Raw genomic sequence first — 23797 nt, 5'->3', positions numbered from 1 at the left:
AAGCGCTTTCGCGGGTACGGCATCATCGCCGGACGAGCGGGACTGCCCAAGATCGCCGGCAAGCACTTGTATCGCTCCAAGCCAACCCGCACCGCTGAAGATTCGTGCAACCGCTGTGACAAGAGAGGTCAATATCCAAATGTCCAACACGCCGAAGATCATCTATACGCTCACCGATGAAGCCCCCGCGCTGGCGACCCATTCCCTGCTGCCGATCGTCGCCGCTTATACAAGCACGGCAGGCGTCAGCGTCGAGACCCGCGATATCTCGCTGGCCGGCCGCATCCTCGCGCAGTTCCCGGATCTGTTGAGCGATGAGCAGCGCATCAGCGACGATCTGGCCGAGCTCGGCGAGCTGGCCAAGACGCCGGAAGCCAACATCATCAAGCTGCCCAACATCAGCGCTTCCGGCCCGCAGCTCAAGGCCGCGATCAAGGAACTGCAGAGCCAGGGCTATCCGCTGCCGGATTATCCGGACGAGCCGAAAAACGACGAAGAGCAGGCGATCAAGGCCGCTTTCGACAAGGCCAAGGGCAGCGCGGTCAATCCGGTGCTGCGCGAAGGCAACTCCGACCGCCGCGCACCGCAGTCGGTCAAGAACTACGTCCGCCAGTACCCGCACAGCATGGGTGAGTGGAGCGCCGACTCTCGATCGCATGTCGCGCACATGAGCGAAGGCGACTTCTATGGCAGCGAGCAGTCCGCCACTATCGAAAAGGCCGGCAAGCTCAAGATCGAACTCAAGCAGAAAGACGGCACCACTAGCGTCCTCAAGGAAGGCCTGGCGGTTCAGGAAGGCGAAGTCATCGACGCCTCGCGCATGAGCAGCCGTAAACTGCGCAACTTCATCGACAGCGAGATCAAGGATGCCAAGAAGCGCGGCGTGCTGTTCTCTCTGCACCTGAAAGCCACCATGATGAAGGTCTCCGACCCGATCATGTTCGGCATGGTGGTCGAGGAGTTTTACAAGGACGTGCTCGAGAAGCACGCCGACGCCCTCGACCTGGCCGGCTTCAACCCCAATAGCGGCATCGGCGATCTCTACAGCGCGATCGAGTCCCTGCCCAGCGAGCAGCAGGACGCGATCACGAGCGACATCGACGCGCTCTACAAAGAGCGTCCGCCGATGGCGATGGTCAACTCGCACAAGGGCATCACCAACCTGCATGTGCCGTCTGATGTGATCATCGACGCTTCCATGCCGGCGATGATTCGCGATTCCGGCAAGATGTGGGGCGCCGACGATGCGCTGCACGATGCCAAGGCCGTGATCCCGGACCGCTGCTATGCCGGCATCTATCAGGTCACCATCGATGACTGCAAGAAGAACGGCGCCTTCGATCCGACCACCATGGGCAGCGTGCCCAACGTCGGCCTGATGGCACAGAAAGCCGAGGAATACGGCTCTCACGACAAGACCTTCCAGGCCGCAGCGGACGGCACCATCGTCGTTACCGACGAGAATGGCCATCAGCTGTTCAGCCACGAGGTGGAAGCCGGCGACATCTGGCGCATGTGCCAGACCAAGGACGCGCCGATTCAGGATTGGGTCAAGCTTGCCGTCACTCGCGCCCGCGACAGCGCCACCCCCGCCATCTTCTGGCTGGATGCCAACCGCGCGCATGATGCGAAGCTGATCGAGAAGGTCGAGACCTACCTAAAGGATCACGACACCAGCGGCCTGGATATCCGTATCATGGCGCCGGAAGACGCCATGCGCTTCTCGCTGGAACGCACTCGCAAGGGCGAAGACACCATCTCCGTCACCGGCAACGTGCTGCGCGACTACCTCACCGACCTGTTCCCGATCATGGAGCTCGGCACCAGCGCCAAGATGCTCTCCATCGTTCCGCTGATGCAGGGCGGCGGCCTGTTCGAGACCGGCGCCGGCGGCAGCGCGCCCAAGCACGTCGAACAGCTCCTGGAGCAGAACCACCTGCGCTGGGACTCGCTGGGTGAATTCCTCGCCCTGGCCGCGTCACTCGAGCATCTCGCCAAGACGTACGACAACCCCAAGGCCAAGGTGCTCGCCAAGACGCTGGATCAAGCTACCGGAGAGTTCCTCAACAGCAACAAGTCGCCGTCACGCAAGATCGGCGAAATCGACAACCGCGGCAGTCACTTCTACCTCTCGCTCTACTGGGCTCAGGCACTCGCCTCTCAGGACGAAGACGCCGAGTTGAAGGAGCAGTTCAGCGAGCTGGCCAAATCGCTGCAAGCCGACGAAGACAAGGTCGTCAAAGAGCTCACCGAGGTGCAAGGCAAGCCGGTCGAAATCAAAGGCTACTACCACCCCGATTATGACCTGACCAGCCAGGTCATGCGTCCCAGCGCTACGCTGAACGCCGCTCTGGATGCCCTCATGAAGCGTTAAACGCTTTGCGCCGCGCGCACCTATGGCTCGGCGCACATGAAAGGCATCAGATCAGGCCCATGCCCCGTGCATGGGCCTGTTTCGTTCAGAGGCAGGAAACGCGCTGGAAGCCCGACTTCTCCCAGACGTAAAAAAGCCCTCCACGATGGGAGGGCCAAAACGTCGTACGCAGTGTGAGCCACTACGCGATGGAATTGCGACATCCTTGAAGCATCCTCGCCATCCATGGCTCACGGTTACAAAACATAACACATTAGAGATGCATCGTTTACCTATATTCGATGTCTTTTTAGTAAGCCAATGCCGACACAATGAGTAAGCAGCGACGACCTTCGGAGGATTTTGTCAGACAGCCGCTCATTCCCGAGTAAAATTGTCGGGTATTTAACCCAGATCAATCCAACCGCCTGCTCACTATGACATTGTGGGCGCCGTCGAGCAGGGAGACGACCTCGGTGCTCAGCACCGCGCACAAGGAAGTGTGGAAAGGTCGCAAGGAGCTCGACAGGACATGCAGTGACGCAACGTCCAGCCCGGCCTAGGCCGGGCTTATTTATGTCTGGACTCCGCCAACGCCTTTCTCTTCCGCAATGGTCTATTTTAGTCGGAGTGCCCGCGTTGCAAGGAGAAGGTATGACATCTCGCAAGACCGAGTTCCCACTCGATCAATGCCGCTGCCATCTGGAAACCGGCCCCATCGTACTGGTGGGCTCGCAATGGCAGGCAGAACGCAATCTGATGGTGATGGGCTGGCACATGATGCTCGGCTTCGCGCCGGCACACTTCGGATGCCTGATCACCGCCGCCAATCACAGCCATCGCCTCGTGCGCGAAAGCCGCGAGTGCACGATCAACATACCCACACTGGAACTGGCCGACGCCGTGGTCGGGGTAGGCAATAGCGATGGTGATGCGCTCGATAAGTTCGACGCCTTCGGGCTGACACCGACACCGGGCGAGAGCGTCTCTGCACCGCTCGTGGAGGAATGCTATGCCAGCTTCGAATGCCGCTTAGTCGACGACAGCCAGATAGACCGCCACGAACTGTTCATCTGGGAGATCGTCAAAGCCCATGTCGACACCTCGATCGAGCTCCCCCGCACACTGCATTATCGCGGCCACGGCCGCTTCATGGTCGCTGGCGACGAAACCGATCGCTCGGCGGATTTCAGGATGCAGAATTTGTAATGTTTAACGTTGTGTCTGGTTCTTGGTCAGCCAGTTAATGGACCATCTCGATCTTCAGGCTATGGAAGAGCTGGCTCTCCAACGTGCGCGACATCAATTCATCCTGGTTGGACACGATCAGCCTCGGCGATCTCGCCAAGCGCCACGACATCGAACCGGTGGTCGGCGATACCATGCGCGGCATCCGCATCGCCCATATCAACAGATTGAAGAATCAGCTCTCAATTCACTGACGCGCCTAGGCAAACGCTTCGATGACGACGCCAAGGAACTACGCCCCACCTACGCCAGCCAGGCCGATGCCCTAGACGCCAGCCAAATGACGACATATGCAACACAGCGAAGCCACTTTCGGCATCACCTCACCCAGGGGCGCCCAGACATCCTCCCCGAATCACCGCTCACGGCCGCCCGAGATCGACGCCACGCCCTAGTTAGTGACCGAGGTAGAGCACTCGCTGGGCGATAGTGGCTTTGGGACCAGAGTGAAGTGTGAGGTGCGGGGAAAGCGATGAGAACGATCAAGAAACGTGTCTAGAGGCCGATATCGTTTTCGCTTAATCACATGACCCGAGGAAAGCATGAAGAAAGTTCTCACAGCTTTGCTGACCACTCTCATGGCGGGATGTGCCTACAGCCCCGCTCCCCCGACCGCTAATAGCGATGCTTCGATCGTGGACACCGCTAAGCATTTTTATGAATCGAGCGAGGCAGGATGGATTTCTATCTCGCGCATGCAAGCCGACATCCACGAAGACGAATATGCCCGCTTCTTCCGGCAAGGCTACTGCCTCAGAGACAATTTCGAACCGAGCGACTTTACCAAGATCGCACAGAAAAAATGCCAACAAGATGGCGGCACGATGATAGGCAGTTGGTGTGCTAGCCGTGACACAGGGCACCCTATCTTTTTCGCTCGCGCAGGTAGCCCAGACGCCACGGGAACGGAATCTGGCTGCAGCGGATACTTCCGCCAGGCCGGAATTCTCGCAATGGAACCCCGCTTTGAGGGCGACCCTCAGTGGCTCGCACTTGCGGAAACCTGGGATTACAAGACACCCAGCGAAGCTGCCGAAGCAGAAAGGCTCGCAGCGAAGAAAGAAGAGAGGCTAAGACAAGAAGCCCAGGAAACCTATGAAAGAGCGCGCGAAGAGGAAAAGCGCCGTAACCAGCGTGAAGCGGAAATCATGCTTAACAACGTCGGCACCCCCATCTGTCAAATCAATAGCGATACCCATGTGAGATACAGGGGGCAGGTCGATGATATGCGAGATGGCATGATCCGCGTGCATATCTTGCAGGCCTCCGACTTCAGAACGAATAGTCGTATTAGAGGGTTTGAACCGCTATATCTCTGGGCCGATCCGCATACATGGGAACTGTGCTAACCGAGGGTGAACCCATTCGCTTCACTGGCGACAGTGGAGCGAATACCCTCAGCACCGAGCGTCTCTTTCATATTCACTCACCCAGCCACAGCTAGCTGGATGGCGACGACAATGGCACCTACCACCCGTACCGCCGCGCCAGGCTCAGCTACCACCAACACATCGCCCTCAATGATCGGGCCCTCGACCCCGGCATCCTCGCTGACCTCCACCAGATAGCACCCCGACGAAAACTGCGAGACGTCATAGCCCCGCATCGCCAGGTGTGTGGAAGCAACTAAAACGATACAGGGCGAAAGGCGCTGGCTTTATAGCATACCTCCAGAGGTATAAATATTTGACAAAAACATAACCCTGGAGGTATTTTTTATTCATCTCAGACAGCAAGGGGCTGGAGGTGAAAAGCAGAGACCTGATCAGGGAGTTGGAAGCGGACGGCTGGTATCTGGATCGCGTCAGGGGCAGTCACCATGTTTTCAAGCACCCGAACAAGCCGGGCGCGGTGCCGATCCCCCACCCAAAGAAGGACCTGCCCCTCGGCACCGTCAGCAGCATCTGAAAACAGGCCGAGCTGAAATAGTCCGACGACCTCGGCACCACCTCGAAGCGAGGAACTGCCATGCAATATCCCATCGCCATCGAATGGGGCGACGAGAACACCGCCACCGGTATCGTGTTCCCTGACATTCCCGGCGCCACTACCGCCGGCGACACCATCGAGCAGGCCTATGAAATGGCGGTCGAGGTCGCGCATATCCAGTTGGAAGAACTCGCCAACACCGGCCAGCCGATTCCCAAGCCACGCCACATCGCCGAACACCGCGACAATCCCGAGTTTGCCGGATGGGGCTGGGGGCTGGTCGAGATCGACCTCACCCCCTATCTAGGCAAAGCCGAAAAGGTCAACGTCACCCTGCCGGGGCGCCTGATCAACCAGATCGACGACTACGTCAGCATGCACGGCATTAAAAGCCGCTCCGCCTTTCTGGCCCGCGCCGCCCAGCACGAACTCGAACGCCGCACCCAATAACGAAAGCGCCCCGGCACAGGGCCGGGGCATGCAACGCCACGCTACAAGCCGACTATTCGACACACCGCAAAGTCAGGAAGAAAAGCGCAAGAGCGAAGCGCTGATGAGCGTCGTTGACCAGCTCAACAACCAGATGGGGCAAGACACCATCCGTCTCGACGGACAGCGCAAAGACGCCGTGTGGCAGCTACGCCGCGACTACCTCACGCGACGTTACACGGCGGAATGGGGGGGAACTGCCGAGGGTGAAGGTAAGGTGAACACATAAAACGCGGAACGATAGGGGCAATTTAACTGATGACAACGCGAAGCGCATCATGGATCGGATCACCAAATCCTTCCACTCGAGAAAAAGCAGGGCCAAATTTTTCGTCCAGTCTTATACTATAAGAGCCCTGATTTTCTTCAACAATCACACAACCATTATCTTTAAGGCTATCAATAGCATTTCTGGAGCCCAGCCTAATCACTCCATCATCAGAGAAACCATGCATATCCTGGTAAAAGCTACGCAAGATATTAATCTCATTGAGATCTAGAAATTTTATAATCCAAGGCACGCACTCTTCTTCATAAATGGAATCTTTGTGCTTATCTACTACATCCTTGTAATCAGGGTTCAGCTTATAACAATTACTTAGAACACCTGTGCTCATAGTTCTAATTAACACCCCCTGACTCGCAAGACTGTTAACATCACTATCAACCTCCAAGTCTAGAACATCCTCATACAAAACATATAGCAACATTCTTTGCTTCTTAGGAAGCTGTGGTATAGCCTCATTTAAAGACATCTTTTTTAGCCTCAATTTTTCATTATACTGCATTCTTTGCTTACGCTTTTTCCAAAACCCATTAATCCAAGCCAACACTCTCTCACAAAGAAAAATAAAACAAACAGAAAAACAAAAAAACAATCCAAAAACACTCAAAAATAAGACATACTCTCCCAAGCTCGGGAGCCGCTCGTTAGCATATGGATAAAAATATATAGTAAGCGCAATAGACAAAAGAGATATTAAAGCAGCCCTAACATTTTTAACATTGTTAATTAAGGTGTCGAAAAAAGCCATACTCTCACCCCGCTTCAGAATTAGCTAGAACAGACAGCACTTTAAGTTACTAACAACTCTTGCCGCCACAACAGATTACAGCATGCCAAGCACTGATTCTTGAGTTACGTTACCTATACATTGTTATCGTCTCGCCTATCGACTGCTTCTCGCTTGGCCTCGGGCAAACTATCGTAAAAGTGCTTTGCTTGTGAGAATCTAGTTATACGATCCTGAACAATAAAATTCATCAACTCAAAAGCTTGGGAAGCACTAGCCTCAAGATCATCATCATTTATCTCGCCTGGATGTACAGACTCATTCCCTATAATTCTCACAGAATCTAAGGCCATCTGTACCTGTTGAGGCAATCCTTCTTGAACAAGCTCACCAATAGCACGATTGATATTATTACTTTTTCCTAGATGGATACATAGCTTTTGTAGTGATAGCCTTAGAAGCGCTGCCGCAGCCTTTGACGAATATGGCATCACATCCCTAGCTTCAAAATAATCTTTCTTAGAATCTTCTGGCATATCGGGGTGAGGCATTGGCAACCCAGAAACTGCAGGATATATAAGATATTTAGACTTCTCGCCCAAGAATGCACTAAACCAGTAACTACACTCATGGCAGTGCTGGCACTCAGCCTGCAACACTGGCACCGCTCCTGATCCTTCACAGGTTAGATACCTCCATATCACTTGGGAATAAACTTCACAAAAAAAACATGTGAAGGCTCCTTTACCAAATTCTGGAGCCACATAACTCATAAATCTCTCCCAGTATTTCCAAAATCGTTACCGACGAAGCTTTAATATATAGAAAACGCATGACGGGCAAAGTAAAAAGCCTATCTAAAACAATCACAACATTACCGATCAAGCACTGCCACAGCGTTCGCGCACTGCATCAATCAGCTCAGAAATGCTCACCCGTGGAGCTACATCACCTTTCTTCCATATATCTTCGATAGGAGGCCACCAATTTTCTCACCATAAGTAGAGGCAGGGCCATTGATGCCATAACGTTTACCGTTTACCTCTATCGCAGCCATTGAGCCACCCGGGCAATAGGCTTGGACCTCATCAAAAGTTAACGGCCATTCGCCGCTCAAGTCTTTTGATGTGATCGTCATCTCAGCGGCCGATGGCCGGAAAGCAGTCCCCATATCCAAAAAAAGAAAGCGATGATGAGATACAGCGCCCCACCGGCGAGGCGCTACACGCGTTTGATGCGGCGTTCACCGCTGACCAGTAGCAGAAACAACCCTCACGCTGGTAGTCGGTGTCGGCCTGATTGATCAGCACCCAGTCACCGTCAGCCAACGTCTCTTCCATCGAGTCCCCGCGCACCTTGATACCGGCGATGCGCTCGGAGCTTAGCCCCAGAGCATTGAGTTGCGCCTCGGGAAAATACAGCACCCTTTCGATCCGCTCTTCATCGAGCGACCATCACCGGACGCACCTTCAACGTCGTAAATGTGAACGCCACGGCACTGGCATCTTCTGTCACGGCCCATGCCCACCGGTGCTCCGTCCTCAACGCAAAAGGAGACCTAGCTACCCTTGGTCCCGATACCTTTTGGTTCCATTATTTAACCTAAACGCACATACAGGGCCACACTATGCCCCGCACCATGATCCTCGAGCAAGCGCGGAAGAAATTGAACCGAAGCTGCATTAGCATCATCGATTACTTCCATTCACTCCAAACCTGATCTACGGCCTGCTGGCTGGTCGCAAGAAAAGGCTGTCGGGCCAAAAACCACCACGGCTATCTGCTGCGCCAAGACAGCACCTACATCGAGCACCTGACCTGGCAGGAATTCATCCGCCGCTACGACCGGGCGCACACCTTGTTCTACATGGACCCGCCTTACTGGCAAACTGAGGGCTATGGCGTCGGATTTGGCATCGAACAGTACGAGGAAATAGCCGAGATCCTAGGAAGTCTCATGGGCAAGGCCATCATCAGCCTCAACGACCACCCCGACATCCGCCGGATCTTCGTCGGCTACCACATCGAAACCACCGACATCCGCTACACCGTCGGCGGCGGCAAAGGCTCAGACGCCCGCGAGGTGCTGATCTTCAGTTGGAACGTGGAAGCTGAGCCGGCGGGGCTGTTTTAAAGACCGCAACATTTTGAGGACCATAATGGATACTGCTTACTGCAAGCTTGATCAAAAGCCCTATCACATCATGACTTTCGCGCAGCTTTCCGACGAAGAGATACAAAAGAAACGACGTCATCTCGCATGCCCCGAGTGTGGCTGGCAAGCATATTTCAAGCGTGCAGCAACAAGTGGCCAGGGAGCCTGTTTTGGTGCTAGGCCCCATGCTCCCGACTGTAGTCTTGCGGCTCCTGTCAGCGATAGAGGCCCGGGAAGCAGTGAGGTCCGCGACATTCTTCGTAACCCTATGGACCACATCGTCATTGACTTGAACTATGGGGCCCACGAGAAGCGGCACATAGACGAAGAAGAGAGTGACGCCAACGGCAAAGCAAAGGGGGGAAGTTTTTCAGGGACTGGTTCACGCGGACCAGCGAAGATGAACAGGCGGCTCCGCCCTCTCCTGAAAGGGCTGATCAGCTCCGAGGAGTTTCGCCGCTCATCTGCCATGATTGAGCTGCCTCGCCATACAAGCTTGCCTGCTAATCAGTTTTTCGTGCATTTCAACGACATTTCTGAAGAGCACGTGAATAATTTCCGCGGTTACTGGGGGCTAATCTTCGACACGGGCATGTCACTGAACGGGACTTTCTGGCTCAACACAGGCGAGTATGATCATCTGAGTGTCATGGTCCCAGACGACCTCTATGCCGACTTCAAGAAAAGGATAGGATTTCGGTTCGATCATGATCTTGAGGGAATGCACATCCTGGTTCTAGGCCACCTTCGAAGAGCTCAAACAGGGAAGCTGTACATTGAGGTTGAGAGCCTAGACCGCTGCACGCTTTGCGATGACTGAGAAGGCATCGCGTTGGCGATGCCAAATCCAACGCGAAAGCCGGCCTTCATGTAGTCTTGTGAGAGTGCCAAGTGAAACGCTAGCCAGTGCCAAAGCTGGCGCGCGGTTACAGTGAAGTTCAATCCGCTCGCGTCGTTGACACTTGGTTGACACATACAAAAAAACCGCCCTGAGAGGCGGTTTCTTTCAAGGCTAAAAAAGCCTTTAGAATCAGTCGCTAAGCTATGGTGCCGACACCAGGAGTCGAACCCGGGACCTACTGATTACAAGATTTAGCTAATCTTTTACTCTGACTGCCTTTGCCTGACAAAACAGGGAGTTACGAAAGACGCTTTGGACTGTAAGCGCCTTTGCTGGTCTATGGCGTGGACACTTGGTGGTCACTTTCCACATGAGGGTTTTTGAATTCGTCTTGAAAACTGTCACTGGCGTCCTTTATCAGCAAAATCAAGATGTTACGAAAAATTAAACTGCCAACATACGCCACTAGGCCTCAACGCGGTTGACAGTTGGTTGACAAGTTTGACTATTCTCGGTCGTCATTTCGCTCTCTAGGGAAAGCACCTTCTCCTAGGGCTTCATTGAATAACCGTTGGAACCTTTTTATTATTTTTTCTGAGAAAAAACCTGTAATTGCTGAAACACCGGCGACCCCCCACACATTAAAAGTGTCTATGTTTGGCTCCTTCACAATCCCGGCTCTAAGCAGAAAAAACAAAACCATGGATACAAATAAGGCCACAAAAAGAGAGTGAAAAATCTTCCAAACGTCCGGCCCCTCCTTACTCAACAGCGATTCACCAGAGTAAATCCGCATGATTCCACCAAGCATCCCCGATGAACCTACCACCAAGAATATTTGAAAATCCCTAAGTGTGTCCTCATTGGAAATCGGCAGATTTCGAGCAAAAAACAGAGAAAACACAATAAGGCCCACAACGCCTGCAACTAACATTATAAGCAGACTTTTTAAGCCTATCGCTGGCGCCTCATCCTTGTTAATAACCATTCCGCAGAACACTGCAACTATAAAAATTAAAAACAAAAAAGCCGGTACCAATATGGTGATTAACAACCCATACTTAAAAATCAGAAAACTTAAAATCAATATATAAATAAAGAGCATCGCGCCATTAACAAGAAGTATGATCTTGTACTTCTCTTCATCCGTCCACAGACTTACGCTATTATCTTTACTCATTTAAGCACCATCCCCTTTTACTCTCTCGACAACTTTTCCTTCATAATTCAGCCGCATTCGCTCTAACCTTACCCCAGCCACCTCACACGCCTTATTCAGTATCCTATCTCGCTTTTGGCGTGCCGTATGCTGGTGGCTGGGGTCATCCAGCTCTATCACGCAGCAAATACGAAAATCGTCCCTATAACAAAGCACAAAGTCAAAGTGCCATTGTGAAAGCTGCCTAAATAAAGAATTAAATTCACGCGAACTCTTGGCATAAGTACTTCCATTCGGCTTGATGATATCGACGACGCGAACCTGAGAGAATATAAAGAACTGGTCTTTATATTTATTCTCTATAACTCGATAGGCTAGCTGTTCCGAAGGTGTCATCAACTGGGACTTAGCAATGTATGCTTGCCCAGCGTCCATTAGATGTTCAGAAAGGTTCCTATCATCTATCTTCGGCTCTTGCCTACCGCTACGCTTGCCCTCCCATCCTTTTTTAAGTTCTTCCCAATCTTTTCTAAGCTCTTCGCCAACATCTCCCATGCTGTTATTTCTTCTTTTTGAAGGGCTATCAATAAGACGTTTTCCTAGCCCCCACTCCAGTGGCTCCCACACTGTCACCGCCACACAATAAGAAACTACCGAAAGCACCAAATAGCTAACCAAGGAATTTTCTTTTATAACATACAAAAACATCATAAACGAAGTATTAAAAAACAACAGTACCGTTATTAACGTTATCGCAGCACACACGGGCAACTTGATTTTTAGCCATTTTTTTCCAGCGCCCAACCACAGGCTAAACCATATACCTGTTGCTCCTGCGAACGCCATTACCATTAATACTTCACTTATCGATGCGATCATCTCCATATTAACACCAGTATAAATTAATAATATTTCATATAATTATCCAAACCCACCCTACGCGTACCAACTATCCACAACCCGCTTGGCTACTCGGTATCCGTTCCCGTCGGCTTAAAGGCGCGACGTGCCTTTTCTATCTCTGGGCTCACCTGCCCGGCTGCTTCGTTCACCTGGTCGGTCATCAGCCACAGCGTGTATTGCGGCCATTGACTGCATATCGCTTGCAGCAGATCTCCCTTAGGAACCCTGCCTGTCTGCTCTATACCTTCGAGCGTTTTTTTAGCAATACCAACTACTTGCGAAAACTCAGCACGACCTGACGTTTCGACTTCTCTTATCTCGCGGATTTTTTTGGCAAGGTCGTTTGACATATACCTATCTCTGGGTATACTTGATTTCAAGGTGTACTTAACTATGAGCATATGCGCAGTCTGACATAGCGCACAACACGCTCCTCAGAGCCTAACACAGACAAACAAAGGCAGGTGACAGCATGGAAGAAACGAAAGCGCCTCAGATTCCACCCTTCGTGCCTGTCATGACCGTCGAGCGGTTCGCGCAGATGTCCGGCCTCGAGGAAGGCGTCATTCAAGGCCACATCCGCCGAGGCTACCTGCCCACCATCAAGCTGGGCCGCTATCGCGTCATCAACCTGTCTTTGCTGCAAATGCAGTGCCTTGAGGAAGGGGATTGGTCATGAGCCTTTATAGCCTTCATATCGCGCTTCAATACACGCGCCAAGGCGAGCACGGTCCCTCTTATCTGACTAACGTCACCCTTTGCCAGGACGGCGCGCGCGTCCCTCACTCCGCCCTGGTGGCACTGTTGACCAATCACCTGGGCGAATACGCCTACGTCAAGATTCCCGCTGGCGCGGTCCTGGTCAACGAGCCTTCACGCGCTGCCGATTACACCGATCCCCAGGGGTGGCGTCACTACGACTTCGCTTCCCATGAAGACGCCTTAGCCTTTATGGCCGAGCTATACGGCCTCGACGCCCACGACGCTGCCTTACTGGCTCCCCACGCCACGCACATCGAAACCCAAGCCGCTGCCATCCCCAGCGCATCCCCTGCCGTCTCCCACGGCATCCCCGAGGTTCCCAACCCTTCGGCCCGGAACGTGGTGCTTACCCCTCCCGTTCTCCTGGGCACCACCGCCCGGGCCCTCTTTTTGGGCAACCCACTTATCCACACCCGGAGGATCACCCAATGACTACGACCAAAAAGTCGCCCGTTCGCGTGTTCCTGTATCAGCCGACCCACTCCCGGTTGCTGATTCAGGCCGGCACCCACGGGCTCACCCCGTCCACCCTGGGCGAAATGCTCATCCTGGACGGCCTCTCCCGGCTTGAGCGCGGCGATCTATCCGCACTCGATCACGACCCGGCTGATGCCGCCACCCCGCGACCCGGCTCGGGGCTCTAAAAGATGTTTGTGCCTGCCCGTCACCCGTCGCCCGTCGGTCGCACGGCTTCCCGAGTCGGCGACGCCACCCCCGTCATACCCTGCGCAGCACGGGTTGACGGGGGTGGCGGAGTCGACTGCCGTGCACTTCGACCGACGGGCACGGGGGCGGCGCAGGGACACGCCTGCCCGGAGCCCCGAGCCTTGAGGGAGCGGGCTTCGCGGTGTCTCCAGGGCCGGGACTACGGCCACGCCGCGCTCTTGTATGCCCAGGCCGAACACCTTTCCCGGATGCTCAACGTCGATGCATCCACCCTCGCAGAGCTAGCCGTGCTTGCTCACCACTGCCTAACCCGTGCAGCCCAGCACACAAGCCACCAAGGAAACCAAGACCATGATTAACACCATCACCGCCCACGTTATCGGCGCCACCCGTTACGAATTCGAAGGCCGCAAAGGCGGCAAACTCGGCATCATCGAAAAGGTCGACCCCGACAACGACAACCAGCTTGGCTTTCAATACGCCACGCTCACCGCGCCCTATGAACTGCTCGATCAGATGCACGCCATCGCCCCGCACCTGCCGTGCAATGTCGAGATCGACGCCGAGATTCGTTCCTCGCAAGGAAAAATGACCATGCACGCCATCGCCGTGCGCCTACCCAGTCAACAGCGTCAGCCAGGGCAAAACACCGCCCCCAAGACCGACACTAAACCCGACGCCAAAAGCGCGTCATAACCCAGGATCGTGAGCCATGGACGCCGACCAATATCAAAGTCTATGGCTCCTGATTTATTGCATCGGGCTCATGCTGTCGTTTGGGCTCGGCGCAATAAAAGGGGGCCAGCGATGAGCGATATTAACTTCATCGTCAGCACCCTTATTTCGGCCTATGCCTCCGGTTGGGCATGGGGAAAAGCAATGCTTGCCTTCAAGCGATTTATGGAAGTCTCAACATGAAAACGAAACTCCAGTACCTTCGCGCACTCTCGCAGAAAGCTGCCGCCAAGACCGCCGCCGCTGGCGCATTGACGATGACCGGTATCGGCGTCGCTGCCGCCTCCGATGGGGGCGCAACGTCCTCGGCCTCCGAAGCCTTCGGCGAGTTGCAATCCCAAGCCAGCCAGATGGCCTCCGATGCCTGGCCCGTCGTGGTCGGTGTCGTCGGCTCCCTGCTGGCCATCAGCCTGTTCAAGAAGTTCGCCAACCGCGCCACCTAATCGGCGGCGCATCCTGGATCGGTCCACCGATCTACCGGGGGCCTCACGGCCCCCTTTTTGATGGTGGTGTTATGCGATTTATTACGATTTTGACATTGGCGCTAGTGACTTTTTTAGCCTCTTCGTCTGCTTTTGCTGCTGGATGGGACCTTTCTTTTGAAAGTCGAAACGACGCACCTCAAGAGTCTGATGCGCGTAGCCAATCTACGAGTGAAGCGAATTCTTATGCTTCTGGTCTCTCTAAACCTTATTATATTGACACGAGCTGCAAACGTTTAACGTATGGCTTTCCACGTAATATGAATTGTCTTTCCAGGGTCTATGTATGGTCTGAAGATTCTGCCCCCACTTCCCCTCCAGATAATCAAACCATTTTTAATGCTCCTTATACGGATGAGCAGTGCCAAGAACAATATGGCTCTGTCTCTGTGCTCGTTTCAGAGTCCTACCAATCATCAGGCGGGAGCATTGATGTTGGCGCTTGTTCATTATCTCCCCAGGGCGGCGTTGGATTTTATTCTAAATATAACTACCTGGGCGAAGAAGCCCCTGATGGGATGCTGTATTACACCAATGACTTCACCGCGACCTCTACCGGGAACGAAAACCAGCCGGGCACCGGGGTCGATTCTTCCGATGAACTCCCCGATTACCTGACACCTGCCCCTGATTGCCAGGTCAACTGCGTCACCTTCGATGGCACCACCTATCAGGTCGATCAATCCGAGATTGATGCCGGCAACGTCTCGATGGGCAGTGGTAGCAGTGGGGGCGGTTCCAATGATGACGGCTCGACAGGCGGAGGCTCCGACGATGGCGGATCTAGTGGCGGTTCTGGCGGCGGCGATAGCGGTAGTGATGACGGAAGTGATGGCGGCTCGTCTGGCGGTGGCAGTAACGGCGGCGATTCGGGCGGCTCAAGCGGCGGTGGCTCTGGGGGTTCTGGTGGCGGTTCGGGCGGCGCTGGTAGTGGCACTGGCGACACCGGCGACGATGACGGCCTCGGCCTTGGGGATGTAATCGACGCCATCAACGACGGCTTCAATGGCCTCGTCGATACCTTCTCCGACACCGAGGGCGCTCCCTCTGAGAGCGATATGCGCGAAGGCTTCGATGGCGAAGGCGTCAACGATGACGTCATGACCCAACTCGATGAAGACGCCACCGCCGCCCAGGGCGATCTTAACGACCGCTTTCGCGACTACTTCACCAATGAGGGCAGCGCCCTCGGCCAAACCCTCGGCTATGTCCGCGACAAGGTTACCGGCCTGGTGCCCGAGGTCTCCGCCGGGGGCTGTACCCCGCTAGTCTTCGGCAGCGGTGAACGCTCCTTCACCATCGATTGCGAACACTTCGATCTCATCAAGGCCGCGCTTGCCTGGCTGTTGTACTTCTTCACCGCCTACCAAGTGACCGCGATTGCCTTTTCCTACCGCAACGGTTCGGAGGCATAACCATGGGTGCCTTGTTACGTATCCTGCTTACCCGGCTGTCGCCGCTTCTGGAAGAATTGCTTCGCCACTTCGGCACGCTCCTGGTGCGCTTCTTCCTGTGGCTCAAGATCACCCGCTTCGGGATCTTCCTCATCAAGGCCGGCGTCATCCTCGGCCTCATCGAAGTCATGGCGGACCTGATCGCCAGCGGGATAGATGGCCTCATCGTCTCCATGCCGCCCATGTTGGCCGAGGGCATCGGCCGCATATTGCCTGACAACTTCTCGCTGTGCGTCTCCGCGATCCTGATGGCCAAGTTCGCCGTGTGGGCCTTCACGATCAAAGATCGCCTTATCGGCATGGTGGGGCTCTGATGGCTGTCTACGTCGTCACCGGCAAACTCGGTGCCGGGAAAACCCTGGTCGCGGTGGGCAAGATCAAGGACAAGCTCAACCGGGGCTGCCCGGTCGCCACCAACCTGGATCTCAAGCTCGATAGGCTCATTGGCCCCACGCCCAAGAACACCCGCGTTTACCGCATTCCCGACAAGCCCCAGCTCGCCGACCTGGACGCCATCGGACGCGGTAACGACACCTACGACGAATCGAAAAACGGCCTGCTGGTGCTCGATGAGTGCGGGACCTGGTTCAACTCGCGCGGCTGGGCCGATAAATCCCGCCAAGCCGTCATCGACTGGTTTCTGCACGCTCGAAAGCTCGGCTGGGACATTATCTTCTTGATCCAGGATCTCAGCATCATGGACAAGCAAGCGCGTGTCGCCCTGGCCGAACACGTCGTCTATTGCCGTCGCCTGGATCGCCTCTCGCTGCCCTTCATCGGCTCGCTGTGGTCGATGTTCGCCGGGGGCAAGCTGCCCATGCCCAAGCTTCACCTGGGCATCGTCAAATACGGCGATTCCCAGCAAAGCCTGGTCGTCGAGCGCTGGACCTACACCGGTCGCCCGCTCTATGCGGCCTACGATACCAAGCAAGCCTTCTCCGACAACTACCCCCATCAAACCTTCATGATGCTGCCGCCGTGGCTCACCCATGGCGTGTTTCGTGTCCCCCGCGATGCGAGGTTCTTCATGCGCATGACCCGGATTTACTGGAAGCGCTTCAATCGCCCCTTGCTCGCCCTGGTCGGCCTGCTCCTGGGGATCATTCTTACCACCTCGGTGCTCGTCGTCGATCAGGTCAACGCCCGCAGCGACGCCACGCCCAAATCCGACGCCGCTCCGGTGGATCTCTCGCGCTTCACCGAGTACCGCATCACCGGTTACGCCCGCCTGGGCGGCCATATCGCCTACCGCCTCACCGACAGCGACAACCAGCCCCACACCACCGACGACATTGAACGCCAAGGCGTCTCCGTCGTCCCGGTCGCGGCCTGTCACCTTCGCCTAGAACAGGGAGCCCAGCATGTTGAAATCGGTTGCTAGCCTCGGCCTTGCGCTCATCTTGAGTGGCACGGCACTGCCCGCGATCGCCGTCCCGATCGAACTCCAGGACGCCGACATTCACGACGTGGTGCGCTGGTACTCACAGCACACCGATACGGCCATCGCCATCGATCCGCGCGTGGACGGCACCCTTACCGCCTACGCCCCCGATGTGCCCGACGATCAGCTTCCCGACTTCTTCCGGGGCGTCCTCGAGGCCAACGGCTACCAACTCATCCCCGGCGATCCGCCGCGCCTGGTACCCGGCGAGGGACAAGACGACTTCATGGGCCGGCTCGATGTACCGCAAACACCCCAGGCATCGCGCGTACTGCCCGTGCAGCACCTACGCGCCCAGGATCTCGCGCCCCTGGTCACCGCCTTTCTCAAGCAGGACAGCCCCGGCAGCGTCACCCCCGCCAAGGCTCAGGTACTCAATGCCTCCAACTCGCTCCTGGTCAGCGGTCCCGAAAAGCGCCTCGACGCCCTGGAACGGCTGTTACCGCAACTCGACGTCACCCGGCCCCAGGTGCTGATTCGCGCCGTGCTGTTCGAAACCACCGACGGCGATACCCTCGATTTCGGCGTGTCGTTCGGTCGCTCGCGTAGTGGGGCCGGTCTGGCCGGGGGCGTCAACACCAACAACCTGGACACCTCGCTCGCCAGTCCGGGCGGTACCTTTGGGATCTTCGATGGCAACGTGCTCGCCGTCGCCCTCAACGCCCTGCGCAAGGACTCCCACGCCGATATTCTCTCCACGCCCCAGGTGCTCGCGCTCTCTGGCGAACGCGGCAAGATCTCCGTGGGCCAGAACGTCCCCTTCATCACCGGGCGCGTCACCGGCGAAGCGGCCAGCGTCGACAGCCCCTTTCAAACCATCGAGCGCCGCGACGTGGGCATTCGGCTCGACGTTACCCCCGTGGTTACACCGGGGGGCCTGGTGGTCATGGACGTCTTTACGTCCTCGGACAGCATCGCCGACTCGCTCACCGCCTCGGATATCGTCACCAATCAACGTTCGATCAATACCACTGTGCAAATCACCTCCGGCCAGGCCGTGCTCCTGGGCGGGCTCATCAGCAACGAAAGCCGCGAACAGGAATCCAGCGTGCCCGGTCTCGGCGATATCCCGCTGATCGGGCGCTTGTTCCGTTCCACCTCGGACAGTCACCAACGCACCCGGCTTTACGTGCTGCTCCAAGCCACCGTGCTTCCCACCCAAGAGGCCACGTCATGAATCAGCCATACACCCCGGCGCCATCCTATACGTATAGTATGAGCCAGGTATGTACCCGCAACGCCTGGATCCCCCTCGCCCAATGGCTCGCGTTGCTCAGCATGTCGCTCGAGCACGTCACCAAGTTTCTCTGGCCCGCCTCCGCCTTCACGCCCTGGGCGATCCTGGTCGGGCGTATCGCCTTCCCGCTGTTCGCCGGCATGGTCGCTTGGCACCTGGTCCACAACACGCGCCACCCGATGCGCTACGCCGGTCGGCTATTTCTGATCGGCTTCATCGCGCAACTGCCTTACGCCCTGGTCGTGACGCCCTTCAAACTGAACGTTTGCTACACCCTGGCGTTAGGGCTGTTTGCCGTGGCCCTGATCGACCGGCTCCCCGATACCCCCTCACGCCTCGCCGCGGTCATCGTCCTGGGCTGTGTCGGGCTACTCGCAGGCGGCTCTGTCGAATATGCCCACCTCGGCCTTCTCCTGGTCCCGGCCTACGTGCTGGCCTTTCGCCATCCTAACCACCTGGCCGCCGTGGTACCCGTGCTGCTGATCGCAGCCTTTATCAACACGCCGCCTCTAGCGCCTCTGGTCAGCCTGCTCACCGCCACGGCCTTGATCGTCATCGCCAAGCAACCGGCCATCATGCGGCGCCCAGTCACTCGGCTCCCGCGTCGTCTCTGGCTGGCCTGGTATCCGTTGCACCTGGCGTTGATTGCCTTGTTATTGCCGCTCATGAGGTAGGCGAGACCCGCCCTGTAGCACGTCTCGCAGATCACCCTTTATGGGTGCCGTTAATTGACAGTGTTGGACTTTATTGGAGTTTTGAAAAATGGACCGTTGGGAACGTTACTCGGTGGAATCGCTCGCCCAGGGAGACGGGGAGCAAGACGACAAGGGCCGTTTGTTTTTGAGTCCTCAGGGCCAACGCCACCTGGGTGGTGTGCGTTTCCTGCATACCGGTGTCGATACCGTGCGTCAGCTCTACAGCGGACAGCTCCGCATGCCTCACCTGGATGCCTTGATCGAGCACTATCAGGAAGGTCGCGGGACGACCATGCGCCTTTTCGGGCATACCTGGGCCGTTGGGGCCGGTGCCAGTGGCTCGGGCTTTCGCTATCGCCTGCAGAACAATGAGCTGGGCGTGATCGTCTTCGCCTACGCCCGTCACGTGAAGGTCGAAAACATCGGTACCCACGTCAAAGTCGAGCTCTCCCCGCACTTCATCCATGAGCGTACCCCCGACGACTGCCAAGCCTTCATGGACACCATTGCCGCGCATCTGCTCGGGCACGTCGAGCCTATCGGCTGTGCTGTGCATCTGGCCCTCGACGTCCAGGGCTGGGAACCCCCGAGCGATTTCATGGACCGCTTCGTGACGCGTTCCAAGCGCGTGGTTCGCAAAAACGCCATCAGCGAATTCGAGATCACCAGCGGCGAAGTCGCGACCCAATACGCCTATGGCCAGAGCTATCTGTTCGGCTCTGCGGGTGCCCTTCAGTGCGCCATGTACAATAAAACCCGCGAGGCACGTGCCCACGACAAACTTCACTTCTGGGAGAGCATTTGGAGTACCACCGGGGGCGATGAGCCCTTTACCAGCGCCTACGATCCCGAGGCCCCCGTCTGGCGTATCGAATTCCGCTTCCATCAGTCCGTGCTCCGCGAATACGCCCAGGGCACTCCGGTCAACGTCGACACCGGCGAATGCCTCACCATGGATCACGGCTTCAAGCGCTTCACCGACACCGTGCCCCATCTCTCCGGCATCTGGCGTACCGCCTTGCAGTCCTACCGCCTGGATCTCACACGCGGCAAGCTCATCGACGCCACCTGGCAACTGTTCCAGGAAGACGCCCGGTTCTACGCCCACACCCCGGATTTCCTCTACAAACGCGCACGCAAAACCCCCGGCCTCGGCAACGAAAAGAACGTCGCCCTGGTCGTGGGTAACTTGATCTCCATCTACGCCCGCCAAGGCTTCACAGCTGCCCAAGCGATGCGTGGTCTTCATTTCTGCGGGGCCTGGGAAGACATCGCCAATTACTACCGACGCCGGGGCCTGGATCGTGCCCAGCTCCACGAATTGATAAGCCAACGCCTCGTCGAGCGACGATTACTGGGGAAAGCTGCGTAACATGGCGATTCGAAAGACAAAGGACGGCTGGAAAGTCGATCTCCGCCCTAACGGACGTGATGGGAAGCGGGTACGCCGCACCTTCAAAACTCAGGCCGATGCACGTCGTTTCGAAAACCGCATCCTTGCCTCCGTGGCCGATGGGAATCATTACGCTCCGGCCAAAAAGGATCAGCGTCGTCTGAGTGAACTGGTAGAGCTTTGGTATCGTCATCACGGCACCTCGCTCAAGGCGTCTCGAGAACGTGTGCGCTCCCTTCGCAAGACCGTTGAAGCCCTCGGCGATCCCATCGCACGATCCTTCTCCGCCCAGGACTGGGCCGAATACCGTACCGAGCGTCTCGAGGAGGTCGCGCCGATCACGGTTAACCATGAGCACACTTATCTGAAGGCCGTCTTTTCAGAACTCGAGCGGCTTGGCTTGTGGGAGCATGGCAATCCCCTCGCCAGGATGCGGCTATTGCGTGTCGAAGAAACCGAGATGGCCTTTCTCGATGACGATCAGATCGCGCAGCTACTTCACTACCTCAAGGGACTCCCCAATCGGGATTGCTACTTCATCACGCTGCTGTGCCTGACTACCGGGGCTCGCTGGTCGGAAGCGGAAACACTGCGAGGGGAAAAAGTCGGCCCGGATCGTGTTACCTACGCCGGTACCAAGTCCGGTAAAAGTCGCACCATCCCCATACCGACACAACTGGCCAGTCAGCTTCGCAAGCGCCGTCGTATCGGCCGTCTTTTCGTTACGTCTTATAAGACGTTCAGGAAGGCAATTCAGGAAACCGGCATCGAGTTACCATCTGGGCAATTGACCCATGTACTACGGCACACTTTCGCCAGTCACTTCATGATGAACGGGGGGAATATCCTGGTCTTACAACGCATCTTGGGCCATCAGTCACTGACCATGACCATGCGTTACGCGCACTTCGCGCCGGAGCACCTGGAAGATGCAGTGAGATTGAACCCGTTGGCAGGTGTGGACAAAATGTGGACACCCACAAAAAAACCGCCCTGAGGGGCGGTTTCTTTCAAGGCCAAAAAAGCCTTTAGAATCAGTCGCTAAGCTATGGTGCCGACACCAGGAGTCGAACCCGGGACCTACTGATTACAAGTCAGTTGCTCTACCAACTGAGCTATGTCGGCATAACATAAAGCCCTTAACGATGGCTGGGGTAGCAGGATTCGAACCTGCGCATGCTGATACCAAAAACCAGTGCCTTACCGCTTGGCTATACCCCAGCAAATTGGTGGCCAGAGACGGAATCGAACCGCCGACACGAGGATTTTCAATCCACTGCTCTACCGACTGAGCTATCTGGCCCTTCCAACGGGGACGCATTAAAACGAATTCTTCGGTTCGGGTCAAGCCTTTTAATTCAAAAAGATGCTGACCACCGGGCCTGCTTTACTGGCTCGGGGGTACGTAGCCTTCGGCCTGGTCGGTATCCCGGTTATCGAGGAAGCGCTCCATCTGTTCCATGAGGTAGGTACGCGCTTCGGGGTCCAGCAAGCTGAGGTGCTTTTCGTTGATCAGACGGGTCTGCTGCGCCTGCCATTCGTCCCAGGCTTGCTTGGAAACCGTCTGCTGGATCTCCTGCCCCTTGGCACCGGGTAGCGGCGGAAACGGCAGGGCCTCGAGCTCCTGTTGGTACTTGCGGCAAAAGACGGTCTGGCTCATGGCGCTTACTCCTAACGTATTGCGGTTCGTCATGACACGGGGTTATGAAACGTCTCGATCGAGTAGTGTCTTGACCGGCGCGGCCAATCCTACACTAGCGGGCGCCTTGGCGTCGTACCATAGCGCCCCTTCCTCGCCGACCTCTGAAGGCAGCTCCTCCAGACGCGCCGGTGAGGGCGTGATCTTCAAACGAAAATGGCTGAAGGTATGCGTGAATGCCTCGCCATCCGTCTCGCGCTTTGCGTGGGGGAAGCGCTGATCGAGCCAGGCGTGTAGCGCTTGCTCGTCATCGAACTGAGGCAGGCTCCACAGGCCGCCCCACAGACCGCTGGCCGGGCGCTGCTGAAGGAAGACGCGTCCCTGTGGGTCGCGTAACACCAGCATCCGTGTGGCGCGCTCAGGCAGCGCTTTGCGCGGTTTAGATTCGGGAAAGCGCGTTTCTTCGCTACGCGCATGCGCCACGCAGACATCTTCGAAAGGACATAGTAGGCATGCCGGCTTGCTTCGCGTACACAGCGTCGCCCCCAGGTCCATCATCGCCTGGGTGTAGTCGGCCAGCCGCTCCTCCGGCGTGTAACGCTCCGCCAGCGTCCATAGCTCACGCTCCACAGCAGGACGGCCGGGCCAGCCTTCCACGGCGTGCAGGCGAGTCAGCACACGCTTGACGTTGCCGTCGAGGATCGGCGCGCGCCGGCCGGTGCTGATGCTGATGATCGCGCCGGCCGTGGAACGCCCGATGCCGGGCAGCGTGGAAAGCGCCTCGACGCTGTCCATCGGAAACTCGCCGCCATGCTCGTCCATCACCACCTGGGCCGCCTTGTGCAGGTTACGCGCCCGTGCGTAATACCCCAGCCCCGTCCACAGGTGCAGCACCTCGTCTTGCGGCGCTCGCGCCAGGGCGGCGACATCGGGAAAGCGCTCCATGAAGCGCTGATAGTAGGGAATCACCGTGGCGACTTGCGTCTGCTGCAGCATGATCTCGGACACCCAGATGCGATAGGGCGTCTTGTCGAATTGCCAGGGCAGCGTCTTGCGTCCGTGAACGTCGAACCATTCGAAGACCCGCCGACGAAAAGTGTCGGCGGTGAGCGGAATTTCCTGCATGAGCGTTATCGTCCAGTCGTCGGCGGCGCCGCTAGATCATGGGGATGAGAGGTCAGGGACATACCAAAAAAAGCGCCG

Annotated in this window: 30 protein-coding genes, 3 tRNA genes and 1 pseudogene; 22 read left to right on the top strand and 12 right to left on the bottom strand. The window is 56.4% G+C overall.

All coding sequences use genetic code 11. The annotated features are described in order from the left end of the window. Positions 1-139: 139 nt before the first annotated feature. The 4 genes from L1071_RS00240 to L1071_RS00225 all read left to right on the top strand — a co-directional run bounded on the left by L1071_RS00240 (position 140) and on the right by L1071_RS00225 (position 4950). On the top strand, positions 140-2374 hold the full coding sequence (locus L1071_RS00240) for an NADP-dependent isocitrate dehydrogenase (RefSeq protein ID WP_246967243.1): 2235 nt from the start codon (positions 140-142) through the stop codon (positions 2372-2374). A gap of 633 nt (positions 2375-3007) precedes the next feature. Next, the gene (locus L1071_RS00235) at positions 3008-3562 is read left to right on the top strand and encodes a flavin reductase family protein (protein WP_246967240.1); all 555 of its coding nucleotides are present in this window, start codon (positions 3008-3010) and stop codon (positions 3560-3562) included. A gap of 83 nt (positions 3563-3645) precedes the next feature. Continuing rightward, positions 3646-3795: a hypothetical protein gene (locus tag L1071_RS00230; RefSeq protein ID WP_246967237.1), complete on the top strand. Its 150-nt coding sequence runs from the start codon at positions 3646-3648 to the stop codon at positions 3793-3795. Between the two features lie 348 nt (positions 3796-4143). Further along, positions 4144-4950: a hypothetical protein gene (locus tag L1071_RS00225; RefSeq protein ID WP_246967234.1), complete on the top strand. Its 807-nt coding sequence runs from the start codon at positions 4144-4146 to the stop codon at positions 4948-4950. 77 nt (positions 4951-5027) lie between these two features. Here L1071_RS00225 and L1071_RS16175 read toward each other — a convergent pair whose 3' ends face one another. Then, positions 5028-5162, bottom strand: coding sequence for a hypothetical protein (locus L1071_RS16175; RefSeq protein ID WP_281504380.1), 135 nt, complete (start codon positions 5160-5162; stop codon positions 5028-5030). Positions 5163-5347: 185 nt separating this feature from the next. Between L1071_RS16175 and L1071_RS00220 the strand changes: the two genes are divergently transcribed. Genes L1071_RS00220 through L1071_RS00210 form a run of 3 tightly spaced genes read left to right on the top strand, consistent with a single transcriptional unit; the run spans position 5348 to position 6248 of the window. Beyond that, complete coding sequence (locus tag L1071_RS00220) at positions 5348-5509, top strand: type II toxin-antitoxin system HicA family toxin (RefSeq protein ID WP_246967230.1); 162 nt, start codon at positions 5348-5350, stop codon at positions 5507-5509. Positions 5510-5569: 60 nt separating this feature from the next. Then, positions 5570-5980, top strand: coding sequence for a type II toxin-antitoxin system HicB family antitoxin (locus tag L1071_RS00215; RefSeq protein ID WP_246967227.1), 411 nt, complete (start codon positions 5570-5572; stop codon positions 5978-5980). Positions 5981-6008: 28 nt separating this feature from the next. Next, positions 6009-6248, top strand: coding sequence for a DUF4113 domain-containing protein (locus tag L1071_RS00210; protein ID WP_246967224.1), 240 nt, complete (start codon positions 6009-6011; stop codon positions 6246-6248). A 22-nt stretch (positions 6249-6270) separates the two neighbouring features. Here L1071_RS00210 and L1071_RS00205 read toward each other — a convergent pair whose 3' ends face one another. From L1071_RS00205 to L1071_RS00195, 3 genes and pseudogenes are all read right to left on the bottom strand, one after another. Further along, complete coding sequence (locus tag L1071_RS00205) at positions 6271-7053, bottom strand: hypothetical protein (RefSeq protein ID WP_246967221.1); 783 nt, start codon at positions 7051-7053, stop codon at positions 6271-6273. Between the two features lie 113 nt (positions 7054-7166). After that, positions 7167-7805, bottom strand: coding sequence for a DUF4145 domain-containing protein (locus L1071_RS00200; RefSeq protein WP_246967218.1), 639 nt, complete (start codon positions 7803-7805; stop codon positions 7167-7169). 366 nt (positions 7806-8171) lie between these two features. Beyond that, positions 8172-8468, bottom strand: a pseudogene (locus L1071_RS00195) (S24 family peptidase); the annotation flags it as partial. A 422-nt stretch (positions 8469-8890) separates the two neighbouring features. Between L1071_RS00195 and L1071_RS00190 the strand changes: the two are divergent. Together L1071_RS00190 and L1071_RS00185 are read left to right on the top strand one after the other, a co-directional pair. Further along, positions 8891-9166 (top strand): DNA adenine methylase, encoded by a 276-nt coding sequence (locus L1071_RS00190; RefSeq protein WP_246967213.1) that lies wholly within the window; start codon positions 8891-8893, stop codon positions 9164-9166. 25 nt (positions 9167-9191) lie between these two features. After that, positions 9192-10007, top strand: a complete 816-nt coding sequence (locus L1071_RS00185; RefSeq protein ID WP_246967211.1) for a hypothetical protein — start codon at positions 9192-9194, stop codon at positions 10005-10007. Between the two features lie 526 nt (positions 10008-10533). Here the strand turns inward: L1071_RS00185 and L1071_RS00180 are convergent. The 3 genes from L1071_RS00180 to L1071_RS00170 form a co-directional block, all read right to left on the bottom strand. Next, the gene (locus L1071_RS00180; protein WP_246967209.1) at positions 10534-11208 is read right to left on the bottom strand and encodes a hypothetical protein; all 675 of its coding nucleotides are present in this window, start codon (positions 11206-11208) and stop codon (positions 10534-10536) included. Further along, positions 11209-12072, bottom strand: coding sequence for a DUF2726 domain-containing protein (locus L1071_RS00175; RefSeq protein ID WP_246967207.1), 864 nt, complete (start codon positions 12070-12072; stop codon positions 11209-11211). Between the two features lie 83 nt (positions 12073-12155). After that, positions 12156-12440, bottom strand: a complete 285-nt coding sequence (locus L1071_RS00170; protein WP_246940091.1) for a hypothetical protein — start codon at positions 12438-12440, stop codon at positions 12156-12158. Between the two features lie 122 nt (positions 12441-12562). On the opposite strand from L1071_RS00170, the gene L1071_RS00165 reads away from it, so the two are divergent. The 13 genes from L1071_RS00165 (at position 12563) to L1071_RS00110 (ending at position 21952) form a co-directional block, all read left to right on the top strand. After that, entirely contained in the window at positions 12563-12769 is a 207-nt protein-coding gene (locus L1071_RS00165) for a DNA-binding protein (protein WP_246967205.1), read from the top strand. Beyond that, positions 12766-13284, top strand: coding sequence for a hypothetical protein (locus L1071_RS00160; protein WP_246967204.1), 519 nt, complete (start codon positions 12766-12768; stop codon positions 13282-13284). The genes L1071_RS00165 and L1071_RS00160 overlap by 4 nt, the downstream gene beginning before the upstream one ends. Further along, positions 13281-13496 carry a hypothetical protein gene (locus tag L1071_RS00155; protein ID WP_246967201.1) on the top strand — a complete coding sequence of 72 codons (216 nt, stop codon included), beginning with the start codon at positions 13281-13283 and terminating at the stop codon, positions 13494-13496. Before L1071_RS00160 ends, L1071_RS00155 begins: the two co-directional genes overlap by 4 nt. 373 nt (positions 13497-13869) lie before the next feature. Then, positions 13870-14214, top strand: a complete 345-nt coding sequence (locus L1071_RS00150; protein WP_246967198.1) for a hypothetical protein — start codon at positions 13870-13872, stop codon at positions 14212-14214. Between the two features lie 16 nt (positions 14215-14230). Next, positions 14231-14329 (top strand): tail virion protein G7P-2, encoded by a 99-nt coding sequence (locus L1071_RS16280; protein ID WP_378093229.1) that lies wholly within the window; start codon positions 14231-14233, stop codon positions 14327-14329. A 103-nt stretch (positions 14330-14432) separates the two neighbouring features. Next, positions 14433-14696 (top strand): major coat protein, encoded by a 264-nt coding sequence (locus tag L1071_RS00145; protein WP_246967195.1) that lies wholly within the window; start codon positions 14433-14435, stop codon positions 14694-14696. Between the two features lie 557 nt (positions 14697-15253). Continuing rightward, positions 15254-16150 (top strand): hypothetical protein, encoded by an 897-nt coding sequence (locus tag L1071_RS00140; protein WP_246967192.1) that lies wholly within the window; start codon positions 15254-15256, stop codon positions 16148-16150. Between the two features lie 2 nt (positions 16151-16152). Next, entirely contained in the window at positions 16153-16503 is a 351-nt protein-coding gene (locus L1071_RS00135; protein ID WP_246967189.1) for a DUF5455 family protein, read from the top strand. After that, positions 16503-17570, top strand: coding sequence for a zonular occludens toxin domain-containing protein (locus tag L1071_RS00130; protein WP_246967185.1), 1068 nt, complete (start codon positions 16503-16505; stop codon positions 17568-17570). The genes L1071_RS00135 and L1071_RS00130 overlap by 1 nt, the downstream gene beginning before the upstream one ends. Beyond that, positions 17551-18807: a secretin N-terminal domain-containing protein gene (locus L1071_RS00125; protein WP_246967182.1), complete on the top strand. Its 1257-nt coding sequence runs from the start codon at positions 17551-17553 to the stop codon at positions 18805-18807. The genes L1071_RS00130 and L1071_RS00125 overlap by 20 nt, the downstream gene beginning before the upstream one ends. Further along, positions 18804-19541, top strand: coding sequence for a TraX family protein (locus L1071_RS00120; RefSeq protein WP_246967180.1), 738 nt, complete (start codon positions 18804-18806; stop codon positions 19539-19541). Before L1071_RS00125 ends, L1071_RS00120 begins: the two co-directional genes overlap by 4 nt. A gap of 88 nt (positions 19542-19629) precedes the next feature. Beyond that, positions 19630-20934 (top strand): hypothetical protein, encoded by a 1305-nt coding sequence (locus L1071_RS00115; protein WP_246967177.1) that lies wholly within the window; start codon positions 19630-19632, stop codon positions 20932-20934. 1 nt (position 20935) lies between these two features. Then, positions 20936-21952 carry a phage integrase gene (locus L1071_RS00110; protein WP_246967174.1) on the top strand — a complete coding sequence of 339 codons (1017 nt, stop codon included), beginning with the start codon at positions 20936-20938 and terminating at the stop codon, positions 21950-21952. A gap of 52 nt (positions 21953-22004) precedes the next feature. On the opposite strand, the gene L1071_RS00105 is transcribed toward L1071_RS00110, so the two are convergent. The 5 genes from L1071_RS00105 to mutY all read right to left on the bottom strand — a co-directional run bounded on the left by L1071_RS00105 (position 22005) and on the right by mutY (position 23719). Continuing rightward, a tRNA-Thr gene (locus L1071_RS00105) sits at positions 22005-22080 on the bottom strand. 21 nt (positions 22081-22101) lie between these two features. Next, positions 22102-22176: transfer RNA gene (locus L1071_RS00100), tRNA-Gln, on the bottom strand. 6 nt (positions 22177-22182) lie between these two features. Next, positions 22183-22258 (bottom strand) — tRNA-Phe (locus tag L1071_RS00095). 84 nt (positions 22259-22342) lie between these two features. Continuing rightward, positions 22343-22615: an oxidative damage protection protein gene (locus L1071_RS00090; protein WP_246901259.1), complete on the bottom strand. Its 273-nt coding sequence runs from the start codon at positions 22613-22615 to the stop codon at positions 22343-22345. A 42-nt stretch (positions 22616-22657) separates the two neighbouring features. Next, positions 22658-23719 (bottom strand): A/G-specific adenine glycosylase, encoded by a 1062-nt coding sequence (gene mutY / locus L1071_RS00085; protein WP_246967172.1) that lies wholly within the window; start codon positions 23717-23719, stop codon positions 22658-22660. Between the last annotated feature and the right edge of the window lie 78 nt (positions 23720-23797).

The organism is Chromohalobacter sarecensis (assembly GCF_023061135.1).
GTDB classification, from domain to species: Bacteria; Pseudomonadota; Gammaproteobacteria; order Pseudomonadales; family Halomonadaceae; genus Chromohalobacter; species Chromohalobacter sarecensis.
The sequence above is the reverse complement of the archived record's forward strand: the minus strand, read 5'-3'. Positions and strand labels throughout refer to the sequence as shown.

Bases quoted from the DNA above. Each gene is read 5' to 3' on its own strand.
- L1071_RS00130 (WP_246967185.1), top strand. From the start codon at position 16,503: ATGGCTGTCTACGTCGTCACCGGCAAACTCGGTGCCGGGAAAACCCTG.
- L1071_RS16280 (WP_378093229.1), top strand. From the start codon at position 14,231: ATGGACGCCGACCAATATCAAAGTCTATGGCTCCTGATTTATTGCATC.
- L1071_RS00185 (WP_246967211.1), top strand. From the start codon at position 9,192: ATGGATACTGCTTACTGCAAGCTTGATCAAAAGCCCTATCACATCATG.
- L1071_RS00180 (WP_246967209.1), bottom strand. From the start codon at position 11,208: ATGAGTAAAGATAATAGCGTAAGTCTGTGGACGGATGAAGAGAAGTAC.
- L1071_RS00240 (WP_246967243.1), top strand. From the start codon at position 140: ATGTCCAACACGCCGAAGATCATCTATACGCTCACCGATGAAGCCCCC.
- L1071_RS00155 (WP_246967201.1), top strand. From the start codon at position 13,281: ATGACTACGACCAAAAAGTCGCCCGTTCGCGTGTTCCTGTATCAGCCG.
- L1071_RS00215 (WP_246967227.1), top strand. From the start codon at position 5,570: ATGCAATATCCCATCGCCATCGAATGGGGCGACGAGAACACCGCCACC.
- L1071_RS00150 (WP_246967198.1), top strand. From the start codon at position 13,870: ATGATTAACACCATCACCGCCCACGTTATCGGCGCCACCCGTTACGAA.
- L1071_RS00210 (WP_246967224.1), top strand. From the start codon at position 6,009: ATGCAACGCCACGCTACAAGCCGACTATTCGACACACCGCAAAGTCAG.
- L1071_RS00175 (WP_246967207.1), bottom strand. From the start codon at position 12,072: ATGGAGATGATCGCATCGATAAGTGAAGTATTAATGGTAATGGCGTTC.
- L1071_RS00090 (WP_246901259.1), bottom strand. From the start codon at position 22,615: ATGAGCCAGACCGTCTTTTGCCGCAAGTACCAACAGGAGCTCGAGGCC.
- L1071_RS00115 (WP_246967177.1), top strand. From the start codon at position 19,630: ATGGACCGTTGGGAACGTTACTCGGTGGAATCGCTCGCCCAGGGAGAC.
- L1071_RS00140 (WP_246967192.1), top strand. From the start codon at position 15,254: ATGCTGTATTACACCAATGACTTCACCGCGACCTCTACCGGGAACGAA.
- L1071_RS00205 (WP_246967221.1), bottom strand. From the start codon at position 7,053: ATGGCTTTTTTCGACACCTTAATTAACAATGTTAAAAATGTTAGGGCT.
- L1071_RS00120 (WP_246967180.1), top strand. From the start codon at position 18,804: ATGAATCAGCCATACACCCCGGCGCCATCCTATACGTATAGTATGAGC.
- mutY (WP_246967172.1), bottom strand. From the start codon at position 23,719: ATGCAGGAAATTCCGCTCACCGCCGACACTTTTCGTCGGCGGGTCTTC.
- L1071_RS00170 (WP_246940091.1), bottom strand. From the start codon at position 12,440: ATGTCAAACGACCTTGCCAAAAAAATCCGCGAGATAAGAGAAGTCGAA.
- L1071_RS00165 (WP_246967205.1), top strand. From the start codon at position 12,563: ATGGAAGAAACGAAAGCGCCTCAGATTCCACCCTTCGTGCCTGTCATG.
- L1071_RS00145 (WP_246967195.1), top strand. From the start codon at position 14,433: ATGAAAACGAAACTCCAGTACCTTCGCGCACTCTCGCAGAAAGCTGCC.
- L1071_RS00110 (WP_246967174.1), top strand. From the start codon at position 20,936: ATGGCGATTCGAAAGACAAAGGACGGCTGGAAAGTCGATCTCCGCCCT.
- L1071_RS00135 (WP_246967189.1), top strand. From the start codon at position 16,153: ATGGGTGCCTTGTTACGTATCCTGCTTACCCGGCTGTCGCCGCTTCTG.
- L1071_RS00125 (WP_246967182.1), top strand. From the start codon at position 17,551: ATGTTGAAATCGGTTGCTAGCCTCGGCCTTGCGCTCATCTTGAGTGGC.
- L1071_RS00235 (WP_246967240.1), top strand. From the start codon at position 3,008: ATGACATCTCGCAAGACCGAGTTCCCACTCGATCAATGCCGCTGCCAT.
- L1071_RS00200 (WP_246967218.1), bottom strand. From the start codon at position 7,805: ATGAGTTATGTGGCTCCAGAATTTGGTAAAGGAGCCTTCACATGTTTT.
- L1071_RS00160 (WP_246967204.1), top strand. From the start codon at position 12,766: ATGAGCCTTTATAGCCTTCATATCGCGCTTCAATACACGCGCCAAGGC.
- L1071_RS00225 (WP_246967234.1), top strand. From the start codon at position 4,144: ATGAAGAAAGTTCTCACAGCTTTGCTGACCACTCTCATGGCGGGATGT.